Raw genomic sequence first — 24789 nt, forward strand, 5'->3', positions numbered from 1 at the left:
CTCTTGAAACATTTGCTTGCTAGGCTCGTGAAGAGGATGCACCGCATGAGAGGGTTTCGATGGCAGCGCCGAGAACGCGTAACAACAGCACCATTGCCCTGAGCGCGCCGACCGAAGCTGAGCTCGGTTCGGCCGCGCAGCGCGACCGCCGCAAGCGGATCCTCGACGCCACGCTGACGCTCGCCTCCAAAGGCGGATACGACGCGGTGCAGATGAGAGCGGTGGCCGAGAAGGCCGACGTGGCGCTGGGCACCCTCTATCGCTACTTCCCGTCCAAGATCCACCTGCTGGTCTCCGGCTTGGCGCGCGAGTTCGAGCGCACCCAGGAGCGGATGGACCGCACCGCGGTGCCCGGCGAGACGGCCTACGAGCGCATGCTGTTCGTCCTCGGCCGGATCACCCGGGCGATGCAGCGTGATCCCCAGCTGACCGAGGCGATGACCAGAGCCTTCATGTTCGCCGACCCCTCCGCGGCGACCGAGGTGAACACCGTCGCGCGCATGATGGAGCTCATGTTCACCAAGGCGATGCACGATGGTGAACCCTCCGAGGACGACAAGGCGATCGCTCGGGTCATCGGCGACGTATGGCTGTCCAATCTGGTGGCGTGGGTGACCCGGCGGGCCTCCGCCAACGATGTCGTCAACCACCTGGAACTGGCCGCCCGGCTTCTGCTGAAGTGAGCGGCCAGCGTTGCGCCGAACGGGCGTCAGCCCAATAGCGCCTTGAATTTGGCGAGCGACTGCTCCGCGGCCACACCCGCGTTCTTCTCCGCCATCTTGGCCATCGGCCCGTTGAGGGCGGGCCCGTTGAACTCCATCTCGAAGGTGATGTTGCAGCCCTCGTCGGCCGGCTCGATGGTGAAACGGTTGACCGACTTGATGCCCATGGGCCCGTCGCCGAACAGCTCGAGCTTGCTGGGCGCGGCGGCCTCGGTGACCCGCCAGGCGATCTCCGCGGGCATTCCCATCATCTTGACGCGCTGCTTGTAGGCCACGCCCTCGCCGAGCGTGTCGGGCACGTCGCTGGTGAAGGCGTCGTGCATGGTGAGCCATTCGGGATATCTGGGGAGATCGATGGCAAGCTGCCACACCTGATCCGGCCCGGCGGCTGATTGAGTCGATGCACTTACCTTGGGCATCACATACCTCCATAGCGCGTCGGCATCCTGCGACGCCGTGGCACCAAGGTAAGCAACCGCGAGCCCGCATTCAATACTAGAACGTGTTTTCTTTTTCAGGCCCAGGTCAAGAGGTGGAGCGCTTATTCAGCCGGTTGAACCCTGTTTCATAACGCCGCTTGGCCGGAAGCGGGCTAGATTCTTAGCTGTGGCACCCAAAGTCGACCGAGCACGAGAGCTTGCCGCGGCCAGCGGGCTCGACGCGCTGCTCATCACGCCCAGCGCGGACCTGCGCTACCTGACCGGCTACAACGCCCATCCGCTTGAGCGGCTGACCTGCCTGGTCATCCCGGCCTCCGGCGAGCCGTTCCTGGTGGTCCCGCTGCTGGAGAAGCCGGCCGCGTTAGCGGTCGGCGGGCTCGACATCGAGGTGGTCGCGCACCGGGAGACCGACGACGCCTACGCGCTGGTGGCCTCGCGGCTGCCGGGCGGGGTGAAGCGGATCGGGCTCGACAACCACATGTGGGCGGAAAAGGTGCTGGCGTTCCGGCGCGCGATGCCCGGCGCCGAGCAGCAGCTCGCCGGGGATGTGCTGCGCGAGCTGAGGATGCGCAAGACGCCGGCCGAGGTGGAGTCGCTGCGGCGCGCCGGGGCCGCGATCGACCGGGTGCACGAGCAGATGGGGCAATGGCTGCGCGCCGGGCGCACCGAACGCGAAGTGGCCCACGACATCAAGGAGGCGATCGTGGCCGCAGGCCACGAGACAGCCGACTTCGCCATCGTCGCGTCCGGGCCCAACGGCGCGAGCCCGCATCACGAGGTCTCCGATCGGGTGATCGCCGACGGCGACCCGGTCGTGGTGGACATCGGCGGCACGATGGCCGACGGGTACTGCTCGGACTCGACGCGCACCTACGCGGTCGGCGAGCCCGAGGCCGACTTCGCCCGCTATTACGAGGTGCTGCTGCGGGCGCAGGTGACCCAGGTGGACGCGGTGCGGCCGGGCATCACCGCCGAACAGCTCGACGCGGTCGGCCGCGACATCATCGCCGAGGCGGGTTACGGGGACTACTTCGTGCATCGCACGGGGCACGGGATAGGGCTTGAGGGGCATGAGGAGCCCTACATCGTGGCCGGTTCCAAGCAGGTGCTCGAGCCGGGGATGACCTTCTCGATCGAGCCCGGGATCTACCTGCCCGGGCGGCACGGTGCTCGCATCGAGGACATTGTGGTGTGTACCGAAGAAGGCGGCGAACGCCTCAACGTCTCCAGCCGCAAGCTGGCCATCCTCTGACATGTTCAAGCCCATCGACCTGGCGAGCCTGGTGGACTATCTGGCTCGGGAAATGGGCGATCGGACCAGGGTCGCCGTGGACGGGGCGCCGCCCGCGCGGCCGGAACGCGTCGCGCAGGCCTTGGTCGATCGGCTGCAGTCGCGCGGCGGGTTCGCGATTCACATACGCACCAAGGACTTCCTGCGGCCGGCCTCGATCCGGTATGAGCTTGGGCGCGAGGAACCGGACTCCTACTACGAGCGGTGGGTCGATCTCGCCGCGCTCAATCGTGAGGTGCTTTCCAAGCCGGGCAAGGTTTTGCCGACCCTGTGGAACGCCGACACCGACCGGGCGACCCGGGCTGGGTATGTGGAGGTGCCGCCGGAGGGGGTCATCGTGGTCAGCGGCGACCTTCTACTCGGGGCGGGGCTCGACGTGGAGATGACGGTGCACCTGCAGATGTCCGGGCTCATCCTGTCCCGCCGCACGCCGCCGGAGCTGGCCTGGACGTTGCCGGCCTACGCCCGGTACGCGCAGGAGGTGGATCCGGGTTCGTTCGCGGATGTGGTGGTGCGCATGAACGACCCGGATCATCCAGCGCTGGTGGTCAGCTGAGCCCACCGGCAAGGCGGGCCGACTTGATTTCGCCCAGCACATGAAGCGGGACAACGCCTTCGCCGGTGCTGGTCAGCGTGCCACCGACTTCCAGCTCGGCTATCACGCCCCCGCGCTGAACGCTTAACGCGTGTGCGCTCAGCTTTGTCAGCACGCCTTTGACCAGCGATTCCCCCTCGCCGCCGTGGGTCCGGATTCCTTTGTGGATGGTCAATCGCCCGATCGGCTGCGCGATCTGGATGCCGATCGCGGCGTCGCCGTGGGTGGTGATGGAGTCGAACTCGGCCGTGCCGACCGAGGCGTCCGGATGGCCTTCCAGGTGGTAGACGTTGAAGCCGCGCGCACCAACGCCATGGGTCTCGATCGGGGCGAGGATGCGCAACTCGTCCACGGTGCCGAAGTTGACGAAGCCGACCCCGCTGCGCCCGAACGAGGTGAGCGGGGCTTGGGCTATCCAGCGGTCTACCCGGCCCCAGTTGTCGAGCAGCATGTCGTTCGTGCCCAGCGAGGTGACCGGACCGATGTTGCGCACGGTCTCGACATGGGCCTCGTGGACGACGAAGACCCCGCCGCTGATGGCATCGGTCGTGCCGTCCGGAATTCCGCCGTCGGTATGGATTGAGCCGGTTTCGAGAAGGTCTATCTCGAGCCTGCCCGCGACGAGAACACCGCTGCCGCGGATCGGGTTCTGCTCGCTTCCCGCGCTTACGCGGCGGATGGTGCCGGTCACCACGGAACGCGGGTCGGTGTTCCAGAGCGTGAAAGCACCCTGCATGGCACCGACTCCGGACAGCTCAGGGCGTTCCCGGCGATGACGGATATCGGCCTGGGTGATGTGCAGGCCGTCGACGAGGAAATGCCCGGCGGAGGTGGCCAGGTCGACCTGACCGGTGACCGTGAGGTCGACGAGGTGGAAGGACCCGCTGGCGGCCGGGTCCAGGAAAATCGAACGCCGGGTGGGCTCGGTGTGCAGACCTAGGCGGCTCACCGCGTTGTCCCCGTGGAGCTGGACGCCGTCGACGCCTTCGGCGAAAGCGAGCGTGGACGAGGGAGAGCGGCCGGTTAAGGTCACACCGCGTTGCAGGGCAATCGGTGGTACCCGCCGAAGCTCTCCCTCGATCAAAATGTGCTGCATTGATTCGTCTTGAGTAGCGGCCACCAGATCCTCAACGGTGGTGACCGTTTTCGTCGTGCCATCCATGACCCGAAGTCTGCAACCTCAAGTGAGGTTTAAGTCAACGGAATCACCGAGGCCGTTTGCCGTTCTTGCCTTTCGCGCCGCCCGGCTTCGTGCGGTTGGGCGCCTTGGCATGATGCTTCTCGCCTGCCCGCTGCTCGGTCTGCACTCCAGCCTGCTCGCGCGAAGTGGCTTCCTGCGCCTCGTCGCGCCTCCGGTCATCCCGGTGAGCCTGCGGAACGTTCCTGGACATTGTCTCCCCCTTGTACGCCAGCGGTCCCCCGCCGCCAGCCATCTGGATGATATCCAGGCCGCGACGGTCCATAAGCCCTGCTTGGCCCAATTTGTTGCCCGCTAAGCGCTGAGGAGGGCGCGCCGAACCCCTCGCCGAGTCGGCGCGCCCAGTCTTGGCCGTCCCTAGCTAGCCGTGCAGGACGGAGTCGGGTTGGTGTTGGTGGCGTTGTTCCAGGAGCCGAGGAAGCCCCAGGTAGCGCTCTGCCCGGCGCCAAGGCTGCCGTTGTAGGGCATGTTGGTGGCCACGACGCTTCCGGTCACGTTGGCGCTCCAGAACTGCGTGATGGCTTGGCCGTTGGCCCAGGTCCAGGTGACCCGCCAGCTCGAAATCGCGGCGGAGCCGGCGGTGACCTTCACGTCCGCCTGGAAGCCGCCCTGCCACTGGTTGGTGCGCGTGTAGGTCGCGGTGCAGGCCTTGGTGCCCGAGGTGGGACTCAGCGTGGGGCTCACCGACGGAGACGGCCTGGGCGACGGGGACTGCGACGGCGAAGGCGAGCCGGTGGGCGGAGGCGACTGGTTTCCATAGATGGTCGCCTGTACCGACGTCGACCGGATTCCGTTGGCGCCGTTGAACAACCGCTGGCCCCAGGAGGTGAGCTGGTTGACATTGAAGCTGGTCACCTGGTCCAGGTATTCGACCCCACCGCCGTTGCCACTCCAGGACCAGCCGAGGTAGCCGACGCCGCGCGCCACGGCCTGAGCCATGATGGTGTCCTCGTCCGGGTTGCCGTCGGAGTGGTTGAAGCCGAACTCGCCGATGATGATCGGCAGGTTGCGGGTGCGGAACGAGTCGAGATAGGCGTTGATTTCCGCGGCGGTGTCGAAGACTCCGTACATGTGAATGGAGAAGAGGGTGTTGCGGTCGACATCGCTGTTGAAGACGGCCTGAGCGTTGTCGCGCATGGTGAACTGCCAGTCCTGGCCCCAGTTTGGTGCGTCGACGACGATGGTGTGGTCAAAGCCGGCGTTGCGCAGCCGGGCGATCGCGTTGGTGGTCGCCTGGGTCCAGCCCGCCACGTTGTTGTTGCCGTAGGGCTCGTTGCCGATATTGATCAGGACGTAGTTCTCCTGACCGGTCAGTGCACTTTGGACACTAATCCAGTAGTCGACCGCGCGGTCCAGGGTCCACTCGTTCTGTTGTTCCCCGAAGCCTGTCGTGTCATGGTTTTCCAGGACGCAGATCAGGCGATTGGCTTTGCACAGGCTGACGATGTTCGCGACGTCGCTGACCCCGTTGATCGGGGTCCACCGCCCGCCGCTGAGGACCACGCGAACAGTGTTGGCGCCCAAGGACTTGATATTGGCAAATGAACTGGTCTGGCTCTGGTACCAGACGTGGGCATGGCTGGTGCCACGCATCACGAATGGGGTGCCGTTCGCCTCGACCAGCCGTCCATTGGTGATCCGCAGGCCCACTGCGGCTTGGGCGGGCTGGATGGCTACGAACACAGAAACGAGGAGCGTCATCGCGATCGCGCTGAGGCTGGCGATGATGAGCCGAGCTTTCATGATCCACCTCTGGGAAGCAGTTGGTCAGCATGAGATGGCCACCCGGCTCCCGTGGGTGTCTGTCGGGGCTCAGCATAGCCAGACACCCACGGGACGCGCAAGGGTTTACAGAACCGGTTCAGTAAGCGATTTGCTCAGTATTCATAGTATGGTCGCGCTCCCATAGCTACCCGGTTCAGCACTACAGCGCCCGCACATTGTCGATGTCGTAGCTACCCGGGTTGAAGAAGATGTAGAGGACACGGATGTCGGCGAACATGCCGGCGCACGCCGACAGATCGGTCAGCAAACCGACGTTGATGGTGGTGGTCGTGTTCGGCTGGATGAACGGGAACGGCGACTGGCACCATGTGAACGACGGCCCAGCCTGGATGGCGAGGGAGACCGACGTCCCGCTGGCGCCGGTGCGCAGCTCGTAAGCGATCTCCGACTTCGCCGACAGGTCAAGCGGCTCGGCGAAGCTGACCCCGAACCAGTGTCCCGCGGTCACCTCGAGGTGCAGACCATGGGCGCCTTCGGGATGGAAGTCGGCGGTCTGGGTGAGCACTCCGGCGTCGGGCATCCAATTACCCGGCGCCCAGCCCTGCGTCCCGGTTTCGAAGGTGGCAATGGGAATCGCGGCGGTCGGGTCCGGCTTGACGTTCACCGACAGCTCGGCCACGTTGGAGGTGCGCCCGGCCGCATCACGGATCGTGTACTTGGCCGTGGCACGACCCACGAAGCCTTCCGTCGGCGTGAAGGTCACCGCCCCGCCTGAGCCGAGGGTGAACGTGCCGCCGGCCGGTTCCGTGATCCGGATCGTGTCGGGCTTGAGGTACGTGCGGTAAGCCACGTCATTGCTGGCCGGATGCAAAGTGGCGGGCTGGTTGAACTCCACGATCGCGGTGTCGTGATCGGCCACCGGCGGACGCGAGCGCTGCGGCCCCCTCAGCTCGTCACCGGCATTGGTCAGCGTGATGCAGACCGGCGACGGGCAGTAGACGGTGAAACCGTCGTAGTCCGGGTAGAGCGAGCCGTCGTCCTGGACACCGGAGAGGATCCAATACAGCCAGCCATCGCCGCCCTCGCTGTCGAACAGGTCGGTCCACTGCTTGTAGACGGTGTTGCGGGTGGACTTCTCCAGCCAGCCGAACTCGCCCCACAGCACGGGTTTGCCTATCCGGTTGGCCTCCCGGACGTGGCGCTTGATCCAATCGAGCGTCCACGGCAGATCCTTGCCCCAGGCGGCCGGGTAGATGTGGAACGAGAGCATGTCGATGGCCGGCAGGCGGGTGAAGGCGAGCGTGTCGACGCCTTCGCCACAGTTGCGGGTCCAGTCCGCCTGTGCCGGGTCGTCACAGAAGAAGCCCTCGTCACCGACGTCGACGAGCTGCTTGGGGGCCACCGACTTGAGGTGGCGGCTGATGACGTCGGCCCAGTCGACGAGCGTCTGGGTGGTGCAGTTCGGCGAGCGCGGGTAGGCCCCGGCGGAAAGGCATCGGGGCTCGTTGCCCAGCTCCCAGGCCATCACCGTGGGGTCGTCGCGGTAAGCGACACCGGTCAGCGGGTTCACCCGGGTCAGGACGTGACTGATCCAGTCCTTGTACCAGCCGCGGATCGTCTCGCTGGAATAGAAGTCGTCGTGGTATTGGCCGCCCGCCCACCGCACGTACTGATCCATGCCGCCGAAGTCGTTCCAGTTGTTGGTCAGCGGAATGATGAGCTTGATGCCGTGTTGCCTTGCCGACCAGAGCACGTAGTCGAGCTTTTGCAGACCGTCGGGACCGTCGTTGTACGCGGGCGAATCCCCGTCCCAGTACTGGAAGTAGATGCCGTCCTGCTTGCCCCGCACCGAGTTGGACCCGTCCTGGTTGCCGATGTCGAGGAACCCCCAGGTGCGAATAACGTTAAACTTCGCGGCCTTGGCATCGGCGAAAACGTCGTCCACCATGAGCGGAGATTTGTACATAAGGTAGTAGTTGTTGCTTCCGGAGTACCGGAACTGTTTGCCGTCAAGCTTCAAATCGGAGCCGTGCCGAGTGACAAAGCCGGAAGCCGTTTGCCCGGCGCTGGCCGGGACGGCTGCGCCCAGGCTCAGCGCCAGGGCGGCAATCGCCACTAGCGTCACAGGTTTCATTGCGACCCTCCTAGAGGAAGTCGTTGATACAGCGCAGCACCGGCCTGCAGGTCAATGCCGCCGGGTCAAGGGATTGATCGGTGCGGACAAAGAAGGTGGTGGTCTGGCCCGCAAGCAGCGTCACCAATGCGTTGTCCACAGTGGACGCTGGATCGAGTCGATCGGGGAACAGGCATAGATCGCGCAGGATGGTGCGGGCGGTCACGGTCACCTTCATTCCGCCATGGACCGGCTCGGCATCGGCCTGGTAGGCCGCGGCGGGATAGGCCAGCTCGCGGTCTTCGGCGAAGAAATGAAACGTGCGGTAGCCTTCGGTCTCGGCCACCAACAGCTCACCCTTTGGATCGCCAGGCATGCACACATCGGCGGGCAGCCGGACGGTCGCCGAAGCCCTGGGCGCGACGTCGAGATTCGCCGTCATCTCACCGAATTTCGATCCGTCCAGACCCAGTCGCGATACGGTCAGCCGCGAGGTCCATCGGTCGGGCGAGTCGTTCACCGCCACCACGGACAGATCCGGCTGGATCGTGATCAGCCGGTCGGCGAACGCGTTGCGAAGGGCGTACCAGAGCGGCTTGAGCCGGCCGTCGCCGTCGATGGCCGCCCAGGAGGTCACCGGCCAGCAGTCGTTGAGCTGCCAGACGATGGCACCCATGCAGATCGGGCTCAACGCCCGGAACCGCTCTACACCAAGGGTTATCGCCCGCGCCTGGTTCACCTGCGTGTAGTAGAGGTAGTCATCGCTGTCTTTGGGTGGCGGCAGGTGGGCGTCGAGGCCCCGTTGCAGCTTCAGCGCTCCGTCGATCGCCTTCTGGTGCTCACCCTTGGCCAGGGTGGCGAACGCCGGAGGCGCTTGATAGCCGAATTCGGCGACGAATCGTGGGGTGTAGGCACGATATTGGGTGTAGTCATGGGTGTTCCAGACGTCCCAGATGTGCATGCTGCCGTGCGCGGGATCGTTGGGATGCAGTTGCGGCGAACCGGAGTAGGGGCTGCCCGGCCAGTACGGACGCGTGGGGTCCAGCTGCGCCACTACCTTTGGCAGCGTTTCATGGTAGTAGCCGCTCCCCCACGACTTGCCGTCGAGCTGGTCCGGCCAGCCCCAGTCCGCGTGGCCCCAGAGACATTCGTTGTTTCCCGTCCACAGGACCAAACTAGGGTGCGGCGTGAGCCGCGCGACGTTGTCTCTTGCCTCGGCCAGCACTTCCGAGGCGAAGGGTTCCTCCTCCGGGTACGCGGCGCAGGAGAAGAGGAAGTCTTGCCCGACCATGAGGCCGAACTCATCGGCCAGATCGTAGAACTCCTCCGACTCGTAGAGGCCGCCGCCCCAGATTCGCAAGTAGTTCAGGTTCGCCTGGCAGGCCTGGGTCAGCCGCTGGGCGAGCCGATCGCGGGTGATCCGGGACGGAAAACAATCGTCGGGAATCCAGTTCGCGCCGCGGACGAAGACCGGCACCTCGTTGACCACCAAGGTGTACGGGGTCCCGTGCTCGTCGGGAGTGGTGTCCAGCCGCACCGAGCGAAACCCGATCGGGCGAGACCAGCTGTCCAGCCTTTTCCCCGAAGCATCCGACAACACCACTTCGAGCACGTAACGTGCCTGCTCGCCGTAGCCGCGAGGCCACCACAGCCGCGGATCGGTCACTGTCAGCGTGACCGAGGACTCAGCGTGGCCGGATGGAATCTCCGTCTGTGCGGCCTGGCCCCCGATGGTCGCGCTCAGGATGAGCGGCCCTTCCCCGTCCAGCCGAACCTGGACATCGACCGTGCCCAAACCGGAAGTCACCGTCGTGAGTGGACGGACTTCGGCCAGGCGCGCCACCGACCACGAGCGCAGCCCGATCGGCCGCCAAATTCCCGCCGTGACCAGGGTCGGGCCCCAGTCCCAGCCGAAGTTGCAGGCCATCTTCCGGACCAGGTTGTAAGGCTCGGTGTAGGCCGCGGGCCGTGCTCCAAGCTCTTCCTGCCACTTTTGGGTGTAAGGGTAAACGGAGCCGAACGTTATAGACAGCTCATTGGTACCCACCTGAAGAAGCTCTTTGACGGCAAAGCGATAACGCCGATGCATGTTGGCGGTCTGCCCGACCCCAACCCCGTTGAGCTCTATGGAGGCCAGCGTGTCGAGCCCGTCACACTCCAGATCGACAAAGTCTGAGCCATCGTCGTGCCACTCGAACGTGGTGCGGTAGGTCCATTCGGCTTTGCCTATCCAGTCGAGGTCGCTCTCGTTGTCGCCCAGATAGGGGTCGGGGATGTGACCGCCGCTCATCAGGTCGAGATGCACACAGCCCGGCACCCGTGCGGAAACCCGGTCGTATCCCGCGCCCGACAATGTCCAGCCTTCGTCGAGCGGACGGTAGGAAGTCATGCCATGTCCCATTTCCGGTGCAGCTGCGGCACTGAGGCCAACAGCATCTTGGTGTAGTCGTGCTTCGGATTCGCGAACACCTCGGTGGTCGGGCCGATCTCCACGACCTCGCCGCGGCGCAGGATCACCGAGCGATCGCTGAGGTAGTGCCCCAGCGACAGATCGTGGGTGATGAACAGGATGCCGAGGCCGCGCTCCTTGAGCTCTGCCAACAGGTTCAGCACATCTATCCGGGTGGAAGCGTCGAGCATGCTGATAATCTCGTCGGCCACCAGCAGCTCGATGTCCAGCAGGAGCGCCCGCGCGATGAGTAACCGCTGCAGCTGCCCGCCGCTGAGCTGATGCGGATACTTTCCGAGCACCTGGCCGGGATCGAGGCGAACCGCGTCCAGGGACTCCTCCAGCTTTGTGCGCCACTGGCTCGCGGAAACGCCCGGGAAGAAGGAATCCCGGATCATATGCAGCACGCGATCGGCTTTGAAGATCGGGTTGTAGCTGCTGAACGGGTCCTGGAAGACGCCCTGAACCTTCTTGCGGTAGGCCTTCAGGCGCGCGCCGGTGTGGCGGGAGACGTCTGTGCCGTCAAAGACTATGCGGCCCTTGGTGACCGAGGCCAGCCGCAGCACCATCCGCCCGATCGTCGATTTGCCGCTGCCGCTCTCGCCGATCAGCGACACCACCTCGCCCGGGCCAACGGCGAAGCTCACCTCCTGGACAGCGGTCAGCTCCCGGCCGCCGAAGGCGCCCACCTTGTAAACCTTGGAAATCGCTTCCAGCGTCAGCATCACATCGCCTTCCAGCAGGCGACCTCGTGGCCGCGTTCCACCTCGACGAAGGGCGGCTCCTCCGCGCATTTGTCGAACGCGAGCGGACACCGATCGCGGAACCGGCACCCGCTGGGCGGGTCGAGCAGGCCGGGCGGGCGGCCCGGGATCCCGACGAGCCGACGTTCCGCGTACCGCACGCCCACCTCGGGCAGCGATGAGATCAGCAGCCGCGTGTAGGGATGGCGGGGCTCTTTGACGACCTTGTCGGCCGGAGCCTTTTCAGCCAGCTTCCCGGCGTACATCACCATGATGGTGTCGGCGATCTGGTAAACCAGCGACAAGTCGTGGGTCACCACGATCATGCTCTTGACGAAGCCGCGATCGCGGAACTGGACCAGGGTTTCGGCCACCGCCCGCTGGGTCGACACGTCGAGCGCCGAGGTGACCTCGTCGGCGATGAGCAGCGAGGGATCGAGCAGGGTCGAGAGCACCATCACCGTGCGCTGTTTCATCCCGCCCGAAAGCTCGATCGGGTAGTTGTTCAGAACGTCTGGGGACAGGCCCACCAGCGCCAGGCGCCTCTCCAGCTCGGGGAGCAGGACGCGATAGGAAAAGCCGCGGGAGCGGACCAGCTCGGCGATCATTTTCCCGATTTTGCGGGTCGGGTTGAGCGCGCTCATCGCGTATTGCGGGATCAGCGACACCTCGGCGAACCTGTACTTGTTCATCGCCTCGTGATCGGTGAGCGGCAGCATCTTCCCGTCAAGCTCGACGCTTCCCGCCACCAGCTTCATCCGGCTGTCCAGGCGGATCAGGCTCTTCGACAGGGTGGACTTGCCGCAGCCCGACTCGCCCGCCAGGCCCATGATCTCGCCATCGGCCACCTCGAAGGTGGCCCCGTCGAGGGCTTTGACGTCGCCGCGCATGGTCCGGTAATACACCCGGAGGTTCTCAACTCGCAGGCCCACCGGCTCACATCTCCCTCAGCTTGGGATTGAACACCTCGTCTAGGCCGACGTTCATGACATAGAGCGCGCCGACGATGGCGGTGATGCCGAGCCCGGGCGGGACGAACCACCACCACAGTCCTAAATGGAGCGCGCTCCACTGCACAGCGTTGTTCATCATCAGGCCCAGCGAGATAGATTCCGTCGGGCCCAGACCGATGAAGTCGAGCGTCGCGGCGAAAAGCACCGACCCGCCGAAGAGCAGGATGAAGGTCAGCAGCAGGTAGGAGCTCATGTTCGGCGCTATTTCGCGGCGGATGATGGTCAGCGGCCGCAGCCCGGAGAGCCGGGCCAGGTCGACGAACTCGCGTGAACGCAGCGAAAGCGTTTGCGCCCGCACGGCCCGAGCCACCCACGGCCAAGAGAAGAGGCCGATGAAAAGTGCCTGGGCGGGAACGCTTTTGATCCCGATGTAGGTGTGCAGGATGATCAGCACCGCCAGCGCCGGCAACACCAGGACGATGTTGGTGAGCATGTTGAGCGCCTCGTCGACTATCCCACCGCGATACCCGGCGACGAACCCGATCGTCATACCCACGATCGCCGCTATCCCGCCGCCGAGCAGGCCGACGAGAAACGTGGAACGCAGGCCGTTGGCGAACTGCAGGAAGATGTCCTGCCCGAAGGTGGTGGTGCCGAACCAGTATTCGCCCGACGGCGGCGCGGCCGGGGGGCCCACATAGTCGTTGGGGCCGTGGTCGGTGAAGAGCGGGGCGATGAGGCCCAGCAGGAGGAAGGCGAGGATCACCGCGAACCCGCCGACCACCTTGCGGTTGCGGAAGGCGAAATATAGCTCGGTTCTCATGCTGTCCCACCTTGCAAACCGGTCCGCGTCCGCGGATCCACCAGGACATAAATGATGTCGATGATGAAGTTCGCCAGCAGAACGCCGATCACGATGAACAGGAAGACGCCCTGCAGCAGGAAGAAGTCTTGGTTCTGGATCGCTTGCAGGATCAGGTAACCCAGGCCCGGGTAGGCAAAGACAATCTCGGTCACCAGAGCGCCTGCGACCAGTACCCCCAATTGCAAAGCCAAACCGGTCAACTGCGGAAGCATGGCGTTGCGGAAGGCGTATCGGCGAATCAGCTTTCTCGGCGTGCCGAGGGCCTCCAGATAGTTGGCGTAATCGGCTTCCAGCTCGTAGATGATCAGGTTTCGCATGCCGATCGCCCAGCCGCCGAACGCCACCAGAAAGAGCGATAGGAAGGGCAGGAACCAATGGGTGAAGGCATTGGCTATAAAGCCGACGGTGAAGCTTGGCCGCAACGCGAAGCTATAGCCACCCGCGATCGGGAAGATGCCCATGACTATGCCGAGGCTCCAGGCAAGCAGGATGCCCAGCCACATATAGGGTGTCGCCGTGAGCACGTAACCCAGCGGCAGCACCGTGTTGTCGAGCCACTTGCGCCGAGCGGCAAGCGCCCCCACCTTGTTCCCGGCCACCCAGCTCAACAGGATCGAGGGGATGAGCAGGGCCAAGGTGTAGGGCACCGCCTTGAGGATGACCCCGGTGACCGGAGCGGGAAACAACCAGACGCTGATCCCCATGTTGCCCTGCAACAGCTCTGACCAATAGTTGAGGTACTGCTGCCAGAGCGGGACGTCGAGGCCGAAGACGTTCTCGTAGTACTCGCGCATCGGCGCGAGTGACTCTGGATTGGACACCGAGCTGCGGGTCAGCATGCGCAGCACCGGATCTCCGGGCATAAACCGCGGTATCAGCCAGTTGAGTGTCACCGCAACGATGAACGTCAGCAGGTAGATGAGCGATTTACGCCCGAAGTACCGGTGCATCGCGAGCTCCTACTTTCCGACGGGCTTGAGGTCGCAAAGCATGTAGATGGATCCCTTTTCCCAGAAGTTGTTCCAGGTGGTCGGGAAGTGCTTCGGCGCGCCGGAGGCCGAGGAGGGCCAGTTGGTCCAGACCGTGTCGTTGGCCTGCGCCCACAATCCGTTGTACCAAAGCGGGATCACCGGCAGCTCACGCAGCGAGATTTTCTGCAGCTCGCTGAGCGTGGTCTTGAAAGCGGGATCGTTGCTCGCCGTGCGGGACAGCTTCTGCACCAGATCCCACGCCTGCTGGTTGGAGTAGCGCTCGAAGTTGGCGTTGAACTGCTGCGCCTGAACAGGCATCTGGAAGATGTAGTTGTACCAGGTCCAGGGGGTGTTGCTGACCTCGGTCCAGTTGTTGATGACCAGGTCGAAGTTGCCTGCGGTACGCGCGTCGTCGAGCGCACCCGAGTCCGGGAACTCGGGCACCACGTTGATCCCGGCTGCCTGGGCGCCGGCGCTGATCACGCGGATGGACTCCATCCAGTCGGTCCAGCCGGCCGGAACTATGAGCGACAGTTTGATCGGGGCACCGCTTGGCGTCTCGACGAAACCGTCACCGTTGCGATCGGTGTAACCGGCCTGTGCCAGGATGCTCTTCGCTCCCGCGGTGTCGAACTTGAAGCCGAGCTCCGAAACGGCCGCTTGATCGACATAGCTGTCCCACGTCGGCAAAAGGCCGGTGGCGTTGGACTGCTTGACAATCTTGCCGTAAACGCCCTCGACGATCTTCTTCGTGTCGACAGAGGAGGCGAGGGCCTTACGGAACGCGGCATCGTTCAGCGGCGCCTTGGTGGTGTTCGGAATCAGGACCGCTGTGTTCGCCGAAAGCATGTACGGCGCTTCGGGATAGTAGGTCTTGATGTTGAACTTGCCAGACGCGAGGTTGGCGACGCCGGGAAGGAAGTTGTTGCTCAGGTCCATCTTGCCCTGCAGCAGAAGGCCGAGCGCGACCTCGTTACTGGAGTTCACGATGTCCACGATGTACTTGGGCTTGACCTCAAGCTTGAGCGCCTTGGTGGCCCACCACTCCGACTTCTTCTGCCAGACCATGCGGTCCTGGTCGTGCGTCAGGTACTCGTACGGGCCGGTGCCGATCGGCTTTTCGTTGGCCGAGGTGGTGATGTCCTTCTCCGACCGGGTGGACCAGATGTGCTTGGGAACGATGGCGTTCTCATAAAGCCAGTTGTCCCATTCTTGGTACCGGGTGTCGGTGAACGTGAACTTGACCGTCCGCGGATCCACCACCTGCACACTGCCCAGCCAGTTCCAAAGGTTGCTGTAGGGCACGGCCTTGATCTTGCCGAGCTCTGCGGTGTAAGCCACGTCGTCGGCGACGAACGGCTTGCCGTCACCCCACTTGATGCCCTCGCGAATGGTGAGGGTGTAGGTCTTGCTGTCGGTCCATTCGCCCTTCTCGGCCAGCCAGGGGGTGAGCACCAGCTTCTCCGCGTCGAAGAGGAACAGTGTTTCGTAGGCGAGGCCGACCGTCCCCATGGCGTGCGAGGGCACGACCGGGTTCCAGCTGTTCGGCGGGCCCCATTGGGTGCCGCTGGTATAGAGCGTCTCGTTTCGCGGGTATCCGCCTGCACCGGCCGGGTTATCCGGAGTCTTGGAATCGCCCGGGCAGGCCGAAGCGGTCATGCTGACCGCTAGCAACACGGCTGCGAACTGCGCTAACCGGCTTCGCATCGTTACCTTCCTCATTTCTTCGATGCCTACTGAACCGGATAAGTTACACCAGAGAAACACGGACGTAGTCGTTCGTCAATACATGGAACACACATTGATGGGAGCGCTACCAAACTGTTATCCCGGTTGCTTAACCGAGTACAGTGATCGCCATGAAGCGGCCCACCATCGCCGACATCGCCCAGCGGGCGGGCGTCTCCAAGGGTGCTGTGTCCTATGCGCTCAACGGACAACCCGGGGTGAGCCCAGCAACGCGCCAGCGCATCCTCGCCATCGCTGAGGAAATCGGCTTCAACCCCAACAGCGCTGCGCGCGCGCTTTCGGCCGCCACCTCCAACGCCATCGGTCTGGCGCTTCGCCGTCCCGCGCGGATCCTCGGCATCGAGCCGTTCTTCATGGAGCTGATCAGCGGTGTGGAGGGCGAGCTGTCAGCGCGGTCCTATGCGCTGACATTGCAAGTGGTGGCCACGGTCGAGGACGAGGTGGCCGTCTACCGCCGGTGGTGGGGCGAGAGGCGCGTCGACGGCGTGCTCATCTGTGACCTGAGGGTCGACGACGAGCGGATCCCGGTGCTGGACAAGCTCCAGCTTCCCGCGGTGGTGATCGGCGGGCCCACCCATACCGGCAACCTCTCCAGCGTCTGGTCAGACGACGCGGCCGCGCTCGTCGAGACGGTGGAATACCTTGCCGCCCTTGGCCATCGGCGCATCGCCCGAGTGGGCGGCCTGCCCGACCTGCTGCACACCGAGATCCGCAGCCAAGCCTTCGCCGACGCGAGCAAGCGGCTCGGGATGACCGAGGCGATCACGGTCTCCTCCGACTACAGCGGCGAAGAGGGCGCCCGCGCGACGCGACGCCTGCTGAGCAACAGCAGACGGCCGACCGGCATCATCTACGACAACGACGTCATGGCCATTGCGGGCCTCGGCGTGGCCCAGGAGATGGGCCTGGCCGTGCCGGGCGACCTTTCCATAGTCGCGTGGGACGACTCGCCGCTGTGCCAGCTTGTCCACCCTGCGCTGACCGCGCTCGGGCGCGACATCCCCGCCTACGGGGCGCTGGCAGCCCGCACCCTGCTCGCCGCCATCGCCCACGAGCCGACCGCTTCCTTCCAAGCCGAGCCCTCGAGGCTGACCCCGCGCGGCAGCACCGCCCCACCTCGCCGCGCCTAGTCGTTGACCGCCTAACTCTGACTATATAGAGTTAAGCGCGTGACGCGTACTCGCCGGCCTTCCCCGCAGACCACAGCGGTGGTATTGGCGCTGGCCCACGAGCCCTCTACCTGGCGCTACGGCTACGAGCTGTGCCGGCAGCTGGGGCTCAAACCTGGTTCGCTCTATCCGATCCTGGTGCGGTTGGCCGACCGGGGTCTGCTTGAGACGGCCTGGGACAACGATGTTCCGGCCGGCCGGCCCCCACGCCACCTCTACCGGCTGACCGGCGCCGGTCGGGCCCTGGCCACCGAACTCGCCGCGGCAGCAGCGGCATCCCCAAGCTCGGCACTGAAAGTGAGGTGGCAGGGCGCATGAATCCGAACACAAGGACCTTCCGGACCGCCGCGGTCACGGCCGCGATCGCGGCATTGGTGTTGTGTTTCCCGCTGGCACTGTTGATCGTGGCTGGGCTGTTGTTGCACCGGTGGACCGGTGGACGGGCTCTGTCCACAATGGACTTTCCAGATCGGTTGCTCACGGCGGCGGTGGCGACGCTACCCGATCGCCGACGCGACTGGGGCGTGGCGATGATCGCCGAGCTGGCCGGGATAGAGGGGCGGCGGGCCCGCTGGCAGTTCGCCTCGAGCAGCGCCGCTGCCGCGCTATGGCTGGCGCCGATTGGCCGTTGGCCGGTCCTCGCCCCAGTGACGGCGGTTGTGGTGGCGGGGGGCGTGACCGCTGGATGGGCGACCGGCGCGGCAGTGCCTGGGCTGGGAGTCTTCGCGGCATCCTTCGCCGGGATCATCGGCGTCATGGTGATGCTGGCGATCGCCTACTCCCGCCGGGTGCGCATGCCCGCACCTGTCGCGACCTTGCTGTTGGGCGGTGCGGTGGCCGCGGCCGTCACGATGACCGTCACGTTCATGGTCCGGCAGCCGACCGCCGCTGAACACCTGTCCATATTCGGAGGGATATTCCTCGCCGCCGTCCTGGCCGGGGGCCTATGGATCGCCGTCGCCGCACCGCGTACCAACCGGCTGGCACCCTATTTGGGCATCGGCGTCGCACTCGTCTACGCTGCGGGCTACCTCACCCTGCTGCGGGCCGGCTATCACCCACAGCTTGAACCCGGGACTCAGCAGACCATGCAGTTGCTGGCCATCATGTGGCTGGTCTCCGGGTCAGCCATCGTTTTCCCCCTCGCCTCGTTCGCGGCGGCATCAGCAGGCCGATCGTTTCGCTCCGGCGTCTACGTCGGCGTGTGGGCGATCAGCACCAGTGCGGCCCTGGCCTACGCCGTGTTCCTCTACGAAGCGCTGCGTCGCTACACCATCAGACCCGGGCTGCTGCTCGACGGCGAACCCGGTCCGGTCGGTCAAAACCTGGGCAACGCACTGTTCTGGGTGCTGGGCGCCATCATCGTGATCGGGCTTCCTTCCGCTCTGGTCGGCGCCGGCCTCGGCGCACTGACGCGCGGCCAAAAGGCCCACGTGGTTCCAGACGCTGCACCAAGGTGGGCGGAATGAACAAGGCCCCGGCGACGTGGCGGGATTGATCAACAGGTCCGTCGAAATCCTTACCGTTCCAGCGGCTCCCCAGGACTGACCTGACTATGGCAAGCTGCCTGCCATGGCCGTGACCGAGCTCTTCGACGCCGACCTGTGCGGCGGCGAGTTCATGATCGGGGACTGCGTGCCTTGGATGTTGTAGAACCGGTGCGGTCCTGGCGGATGCGCTCGGCCGCGGTCTGTGCCCTGCTGACCGCGCTGGCCTTCGTCCAAGAGCCAGGCCGCATCACCGCCGACACAAAGATTGATCTGCTGGTCAACCCCTCGGGCTGGCTCACGCGGGCCATGACGCTCTGGAACCCGGTCGCGAACTTCGGCGAGGTGCAAAACCAGGCCTACGGCTACCTATGGCCGATGGGACCGTTCTTCGCGGTGGGCCAGTGGATTTCCCTGCCGCCGTGGGTGGTCCAACGGCTCTGGTGGGCTTTGCTGCTGTGCGTGGCCTACACCGGGGTGGTCGCGCTGGCGAACCGGATGGCCATCGGCACGCCCCTGACGCGCATGGTCGCGGGTGTCGCCTTCGCGCTGTGCCCGCGCATTCTGACCGAGCTCGGGGTCATTTCGTCGGAAGCGTGGCCGACCGCCGTAGCGCCATGGGTGCTTGTGCCCTTGATCGGGCTGGCCACCGGTTCGATGCGCCGGCGCATAGCCGCTTCGGCGCTGCTGATTGGTCTCGCCGGAGGTATCAACGCCACCGCCACGCTGGCCGCGGTGCCGTTGGCGTTGCTTTGGCTGGCGATGCTGCGCCCGGCCCGGCTGCGCTTCAAGGCCCTGGTGCTGTGGTGCCTGGCGGTGCTCTGCGCGACGCTGTGGTGGGTCGGGCCGCTGCTGCTGCTGAGCAGATTCAGCCCGCCTTTCCTCGACTACATCGAGACCTCGGCCGTGACCACCCAGCCGACGGATCTGACCTCCGTGCTGCGCGGCACCTCGCACTGGGTTGCCTATTTCGGCGGGCCGCACGGGCCGCCAATGAGCGCCGGCTTCCGCCTGGTCTTTGAGCCGTTGCTCTTCGCGGCCACGATCGCGGTGGCGGTGTTGGCTGTAGCCGGGCTGGCGCGGCGCGGGATGCCGCATCGGCGGTTCCTGATCGCCGGAGCTATGTTGGGCATGGCGATGCTCACGCTCGGCCATGTGTCCGATCTGGACACATTCCATTCCGGGGTGGCGCGGCAGTTTCTCGACGGCGCAGGGGCGCCGCTGCGCAATGTCCACAAGTTCGACGTGCTGCTACGGCTGCCACTCGCGCTGGGATTGGCCCACCTGCTTGGGATCTTCGACCGGGCAGCGGCGTTTTCGGGACGCGGCTGGCACCTGGCCCGACGGCGCGCCGTTGTCGTGACAGGCGCGGCTCTTGCCGCGATCGGGGGCGTCGCCGTGCCTGCGTTGGGTTTCGGCCTGGTACCGGCGGGAAGTTTCACCGAAGTGCCGGGCTATTGGCGCGACGCGACAGGCTGGCTCAATGCCAATCTCGGGCGCGATCATGTGCTTGTGGTGCCCGGGGCGCGGTTTCCTCACTACATGTGGGGAAGCACGGCCGATGAGATCACCCAGCCGTTGCTGGACCGCGGGTGGGCCGTGCGCAACGCCATCCCGCTCGCCCCAGCCGGCACCATCCGGCTGCTGGATTCGGTCGAACAGGTGCTCACCAGCGGTGAGGGTTCGCCGGGGCTGGCCAGCGTGCTAGCGCGCAGCGGCGTCAAGTATGTCCTGCTGCGCTCGGACCTGAACTACGGCAAGACCGGCGCGGGCCGCCCGGCTTTGGCGCGCCAAGCACTTTCGCGCTCCCCCGGGCTCACCCTCGTCAAGACCTTCGGGCCGATGGTGGGGGCCGATCCGGCGGAGGGCGGCTTCTTCGACTATGGCATGAACCCGCTGAGCCCCGCGCTGGAGATCTTCGAGGTCAGCCAAACCCTTGACCCGGCCGGAATCTACCCGGTGGATTCGGTCAATACCATCGTGGGCGGCTCGGAGTCCTTGCTCGAACTCGCCGCGACCGGCCAGCTTTCCTCGGCGCCGACTGTGCTGTCGGGCGATCTTGGCACCAGCCCGCCGCCCGGCGGCGTGATCCTCACTGACACGCTGCAACGGCGGGACGTGTCTTTCGGCCGCGGCCAGGACAACGCGTCGGCCACGTTGACCGCGGACGAGCCGGTAGCCGATTACCTGCCGCCCTGGGCCACCGGGCACCAGACCGTGGCTCGCTACTCGGGGATCTCTCAGGTCGTGGCGAGCAGCTCCTGGTCTGAAGCCCACACGTTCCTCGGCGCCCGTCCCGAGCACCTGCCCTACGCCGCAGTCGATGGTGACCCCGCCACCTCATGGCGGGCGCCGTCCGAGTCGGTTGCTACCGAGCAGTGGCTCGAAGTGACGCTTCCGGTGGCGAGGTCGGTCAGCGAGGTGACCCTGACCTTCGACCGGCGAGCTGACAACTATCCGAGCAAGGTGCAGGTCATTGGCGGCAAAGAGCGGGTAATCAGCGACGTGGACCGCTCCGCGCCGAAGGTCACCGTGAAGCTGAGCGGCCTATATCCCACCCGGACCATCCGCGTGCTCATCACCGCTGTACGGGGCACCGGGCGCGCCAGCCAGGGCAGTGTGGGCATCGCCGAGCTGGAGATCGGCGACGTCGCCGCCAGCCGCACGCTGGTCGCCCCCGCCGGTCCCGCCATCGATCGGCCTGCCACGGTGGTCCTCACCGCGGCACCTGCCGCCAACTCCTGCGTCTTCGTCGAGGACTTGGTCCGCTGCTATCCCGATCTCGCTCGCGCCTCCGCCGACGGCGGCCGCATTGACCGTGAGGTCACCCTGCCCGCCGCCGGAACTTACTCACCAGCGATCTGGGCCCGTCTCCGGCCCGGAGCCGAGCTCGACCGGATCATCGATGAGAAGCTGGCGCCTTCGGTTTCGGCCTCCTCTCGCGGCATCGCCGACCCGGCCGGCCGAGCCGGGGCTGTCGTCGACGGCGATCCTTCGACGGCTTGGCAAGCCGATGTCGGTGACGGTAATGCCTCGTTGCGGATCACCTGGCCGGCGCCCAGAACCATTACCGGCCTTCGGTTCACGCTGGAGGAGGGGGTGGCTGGAACCCGGCCACGCGCCGTTTCCGTGGCCAGCACGGAGGGTACGCGGGACGGGCCCCTGGATTCGCAGGGAGAAATCAGGTTCGCCGAGCCGTTGCAGACCAGCGAAATCGTGATTTTCTTCAGGGATCCGACCGCGCCGGCACTCAGCCGGGACCCCTACACTTTCGCGCAGCAAGTCCTGCCGATAGCGGTCGGCGAGGTGACCGTGCTGCCCGACCCCGACCGGCTCCCCGCCAACCTCGACCGGCGTGTGGAGTTGCCCTGCGGGTCGGGGCCGGTGCTGAAACTCGGCGGGCAAACTATCAACACGCGGCTTTCAGCCACTGTTCGCGAGCTGCTTCAGCTGCGCGAAATTCCTGGTTTGCCGTGCGTGCCGAACGGTCAAGCCTTCCGGCTGGGGCCGGGCGCGACTTCTATAGTGGCGACTGACAGCCCTTACGCCACCCCATCACGGATCGTGCTCACCACACGCGCCCCTCCTTCCGGCGAGGCCTCCGGCAAGATCGACATTTCACGCTGGGCACCCACTGACCGCAGTCTAAAAATCGACTCCGCATCCGAGGAACGGGTGCTCGTGGTCCGGGAGAACACCAACCCTGGCTGGCAGGCAACCCTGGCCGGAAGAGCGTTGCAGCCGTTGGTGCTTGACGGTTGGCAGCAGGGCTGGCGGGTCCCGCCGGGTATGGGCGGAACGGTCACCCTGATCTACCGGCCCAGCACCACATTCGCCGCGACGCTGGCCGCCGGTGGCGCGCTCACAGTCATTCTTGCTTTCCTAGCAATCCTGCCCATGCGCCGTAAGTCATACGCCCATGGCTCCAATCTCCACACGTCTTTCGCACCCGGTGTCCGGCCGTCGCGACGCCGCGGCCGGGCGCTCGCCCTGGCCGCCGGGATAGCCGGGCTCGCTGTGGTGGGCGGAATCTGGTCTGCACTCGCAGTTCTAGTCAGCTGGCTGATAGCCCTGGGTTGGCGGCGGCTGTCATGGAATCTGTCCGCAGTAGACGCGCAGCGAGCAAGACGGTTCGAATCGGTTGCCGGCGCCCTGCTGCCTCCGCTGCTTCTTGCCTTGGCCGGCTTGGCTTCCTGGCGTTCGGCCGATCGTTTCACCGATGCCCTGCCGCAAGCGCTGGCCGTTACCGCTGTCGCCCTGCTCTGGCTCCCGGCTGTCTACCCGTTCAGCGCCGCCAAACAGTGGGGATACGACTCGAAATGGCTACCTCTCATCCGTCGGCTTTGGACGGCTCCATCAGGGCTCCGGGGAGAGTCCAGTGAATGGAAGGCTTTGCCCATGACAACAACCGAAACCGAGCACGCATGGGCGGTGACGGAGAATTCGGCGCAACAGCGAGGACGCCACGTCGAGAGCTCGCGACCGGGTTGGATCAGCAGATGGGCGCGGCGAGATCCGCTGAGAGCCGTCGCCCTTGCGCTCATTGTGATCCAGATAATCTGGCGAGCCGACATCGCCTCACGGGGGTTCCTGGCCGCCGACGACTACGTTCTGGTCAGACGAACGCTAGGTGTGGAGCTCGACGCGCATTTGCTGACGAGCCCTTGGAACGATCACCTGATGCCAGGCGGAATGCTCATATATTGGCTCGTCGCCAACTCGGCGGGATACGCCTACTGGCCGTACGTCCTGATCATGCTCTTCTGCCAAGCGGTGCTCAGCATTGCCTTCTACCGCCTGCTACGAAGCCAATTCGGGGCCCGCTGGGCCATTCTCGTGCCGTTGTGTCTCGTCATGTTCAGCCCGCTGACCTTGGAGACAACCACATGGTGGGCCGTCGGCGCAGCTGTGCTGCCGATGGAAATCGCGATGGTCTTTGCCATTGGCGCGCAGATGAAGTACGCCCGGACACGGCGTGCTCGACACCTTGTGTCGCTGGGGCTATCCCTTGTTTTTGGGCTCCTCTTCTTCGAGAAGACACTACTGGTAAGTGCGCTTCTGTTCTTCCTCACCGCGTGCTTCTTCGTTGATGGTGGCCCCATTCGCAGTGTCGCACTGACCCTGGTGAGGTACTGGCGTGCTTGGCTCGTCATTGCAGTGGTCTCGGTCGGTCATCTGTTCTTCTACGCGGCGACAAACGCGCCGTCGCCACCGCTGCCTTCCACCATCCGAAGCGGCGTCGATTTTCTTCAGTCCTACATCTTGCGCACTTTCGTGCCCGGGATAATAGGTGGTCCCTGGAGTTGGTTGCCCAACGGCGATTCGCCACCCTTTACCGGCGCTCAAACTTTGCCCAGCCTCGCCGCGCTGACGGTGGTGGCCGCGTTCATTGGCGTGACGGCGTGGCGCCGGCCGATCGCGACCAGGGCCTGGATCCTTCTCGGGCTCTATCTGGCGATGACGGCTGGTCTGTTCCTTGTGACGAGGGCGGGCATGTCCCCGGTCAATGGCTTGCTGACCCGGTTTCTGGCAGATGCGGTCATCGTCGCCGCCTTGTGTGTCGGCGTAGCGTTGATGGGTCTCCACCATGGGACCGACCTCGGAAAGGTACGTCCGTGGCCGTTGCCCGGTCTGCTGCGCGAGCCGGGTGCCACGGCTGTTGGCCTAGTGATCTCCATGGTCGCGATAGCTGCTCTTGGAATCGGCGCAGCCTGGTCGGCTGAACAATACGGCCAGGCGTGGGCGGTCAAGACCGGCCGCGACTATCTGGTGAATATTCGCGCTGACCTTGCGAAGGCGCCAGCCGATACGGTCTTCTTCGATTCGTTCGTGCCACCGGATTTGCTGTCGCCACTCACGTATCCGGAGAACAAGCAGTCGATCTTCCTTAGCCACCTGGATCCAGGCCCCAAGTTCGTCAGGGAAACCACCAAGGTTTACACGATAGATAAAACTGGGCACATTCATCCGGCCAAGGTCGAGGGTTTCGTCACCGTACCCGGGTCGGAGACCGGGTGCGGGTGGAGGATCAGTGGATCATCTGTCGCGCAGATACCTCTTGTTAAGCCGGCCTTCGAGTGGGACTGGGCCGTGCGGGTTGGCTACCTAGCATCCGCCCCCACCTCCGTCACCATGCGGCTGGGGCATGGCGAGCACAAATTCCAGGCGGACAAAGGACTTCAAGAGATCTTTTTCCTACTCGACGGTGCCGGCGGCAACTACATCGAGCTCACCATCGCTGACCCGACCGTGACCATCTGCCTCGACTCGATAGAGGTCGGTGTCCTTGCCCCCAAGTAGGCGGATGGGGCCCGTGCCG

18 protein-coding genes are annotated in these 24789 nt (G+C 65.1%); 7 read left to right on the plus strand and 11 right to left on the minus strand.

All coding sequences use genetic code 11. From position 1 onward, the window contains the following. Positions 1–59 precede the first annotated feature (59 nt). Positions 60–683, plus strand: a complete 624-nt coding sequence (gene kstR, locus Rhe02_RS21385; RefSeq protein WP_203910069.1) for a cholesterol catabolism transcriptional regulator KstR — start codon at positions 60–62, stop codon at positions 681–683. A 26-nt stretch (positions 684–709) separates the two neighbouring features. On the opposite strand, the gene Rhe02_RS21390 is transcribed toward kstR, so the two are convergent. Beyond that, entirely contained in the window at positions 710–1141 is a 432-nt protein-coding gene (locus tag Rhe02_RS21390) for a type II toxin-antitoxin system Rv0910 family toxin (protein ID WP_203910070.1), read from the minus strand. Between the two features lie 187 nt (positions 1142–1328). On the opposite strand from Rhe02_RS21390, the gene Rhe02_RS21395 reads away from it, so the two are divergent. Both Rhe02_RS21395 and Rhe02_RS21400 read left to right on the plus strand, forming a co-directional pair. Next, positions 1329–2414, plus strand: coding sequence for a M24 family metallopeptidase (locus Rhe02_RS21395; protein ID WP_203910071.1), 1086 nt, complete (start codon positions 1329–1331; stop codon positions 2412–2414). 1 nt (position 2415) lies between these two features. After that, positions 2416–3009: a nucleoside/nucleotide kinase family protein gene (locus Rhe02_RS21400; RefSeq protein ID WP_203910072.1), complete on the plus strand. Its 594-nt coding sequence runs from the start codon at positions 2416–2418 to the stop codon at positions 3007–3009. On the opposite strand, the gene Rhe02_RS21405 is transcribed toward Rhe02_RS21400, so the two are convergent. The 10 genes from Rhe02_RS21405 to Rhe02_RS21450 form a co-directional block, all read right to left on the minus strand. Further along, entirely contained in the window at positions 3002–4210 is a 1209-nt protein-coding gene (locus Rhe02_RS21405; protein WP_203910073.1) for a hypothetical protein, read from the minus strand. The genes Rhe02_RS21400 and Rhe02_RS21405 overlap by 8 nt on opposite strands. 43 nt (positions 4211–4253) lie before the next feature. Further along, on the minus strand, positions 4254–4439 hold the full coding sequence (locus Rhe02_RS21410) for a hypothetical protein (protein WP_203910074.1): 186 nt from the start codon (positions 4437–4439) through the stop codon (positions 4254–4256). A 164-nt stretch (positions 4440–4603) separates the two neighbouring features. Beyond that, positions 4604–5989 (minus strand): cellulase family glycosylhydrolase, encoded by a 1386-nt coding sequence (locus Rhe02_RS21415; protein ID WP_203910075.1) that lies wholly within the window; start codon positions 5987–5989, stop codon positions 4604–4606. 181 nt (positions 5990–6170) lie between these two features. Continuing rightward, positions 6171–8105, minus strand: a complete 1935-nt coding sequence (locus Rhe02_RS21420; RefSeq protein ID WP_203910076.1) for a cellulase family glycosylhydrolase — start codon at positions 8103–8105, stop codon at positions 6171–6173. Positions 8106–8115: 10 nt separating this feature from the next. Continuing rightward, positions 8116–10473 carry a glycoside hydrolase family 2 protein gene (locus Rhe02_RS21425; RefSeq protein WP_203910077.1) on the minus strand — a complete coding sequence of 786 codons (2358 nt, stop codon included), beginning with the start codon at positions 10471–10473 and terminating at the stop codon, positions 8116–8118. Beyond that, positions 10470–11258, minus strand: a complete 789-nt coding sequence (locus tag Rhe02_RS21430; RefSeq protein ID WP_203910078.1) for an ABC transporter ATP-binding protein — start codon at positions 11256–11258, stop codon at positions 10470–10472. The genes Rhe02_RS21425 and Rhe02_RS21430 overlap by 4 nt, the downstream gene beginning before the upstream one ends. Next, a complete protein-coding gene (locus Rhe02_RS21435; protein ID WP_203910079.1) occupies positions 11258–12208 on the minus strand; it encodes an ABC transporter ATP-binding protein in 951 nt (316 codons plus the stop codon). Before Rhe02_RS21435 ends, Rhe02_RS21430 begins: the two co-directional genes overlap by 1 nt. Positions 12209–12212: 4 nt before the next feature. Then, positions 12213–13052 carry an ABC transporter permease gene (locus Rhe02_RS21440; RefSeq protein ID WP_203910080.1) on the minus strand — a complete coding sequence of 280 codons (840 nt, stop codon included), beginning with the start codon at positions 13050–13052 and terminating at the stop codon, positions 12213–12215. Further along, complete coding sequence (locus tag Rhe02_RS21445) at positions 13049–14044, minus strand: ABC transporter permease (RefSeq protein ID WP_203910081.1); 996 nt, start codon at positions 14042–14044, stop codon at positions 13049–13051. The genes Rhe02_RS21440 and Rhe02_RS21445 overlap by 4 nt, the downstream gene beginning before the upstream one ends. Before the next feature lie 9 nt (positions 14045–14053). Further along, on the minus strand, positions 14054–15772 hold the full coding sequence (locus Rhe02_RS21450; protein ID WP_203910082.1) for an ABC transporter substrate-binding protein: 1719 nt from the start codon (positions 15770–15772) through the stop codon (positions 14054–14056). A gap of 152 nt (positions 15773–15924) precedes the next feature. Here Rhe02_RS21450 and Rhe02_RS21455 point away from each other — a divergent pair, with 152 nt between their 5' ends. The 4 genes from Rhe02_RS21455 to Rhe02_RS21470 all read left to right on the plus strand — a co-directional run bounded on the left by Rhe02_RS21455 (position 15925) and on the right by Rhe02_RS21470 (position 24770). Then, entirely contained in the window at positions 15925–16944 is a 1020-nt protein-coding gene (locus Rhe02_RS21455) for a LacI family DNA-binding transcriptional regulator (protein WP_203910083.1), read from the plus strand. A gap of 39 nt (positions 16945–16983) precedes the next feature. Beyond that, the gene (locus tag Rhe02_RS21460) at positions 16984–17301 is read left to right on the plus strand and encodes a PadR family transcriptional regulator (RefSeq protein WP_239123961.1); all 318 of its coding nucleotides are present in this window, start codon (positions 16984–16986) and stop codon (positions 17299–17301) included. Beyond that, positions 17298–18452 carry a hypothetical protein gene (locus Rhe02_RS21465; RefSeq protein WP_203910084.1) on the plus strand — a complete coding sequence of 385 codons (1155 nt, stop codon included), beginning with the start codon at positions 17298–17300 and terminating at the stop codon, positions 18450–18452. The genes Rhe02_RS21460 and Rhe02_RS21465 overlap by 4 nt, the downstream gene beginning before the upstream one ends. 189 nt (positions 18453–18641) lie before the next feature. After that, a complete protein-coding gene (locus Rhe02_RS21470; protein ID WP_203910085.1) occupies positions 18642–24770 on the plus strand; it encodes an alpha-(1->3)-arabinofuranosyltransferase in 6129 nt (2042 codons plus the stop codon). Positions 24771–24789: the final 19 nt, after the last annotated feature.

This window comes from Rhizocola hellebori (assembly GCF_016862955.1).
GTDB classification, from domain to species: Bacteria; Actinomycetota; Actinomycetes; order Mycobacteriales; family Micromonosporaceae; genus Rhizocola; species Rhizocola hellebori.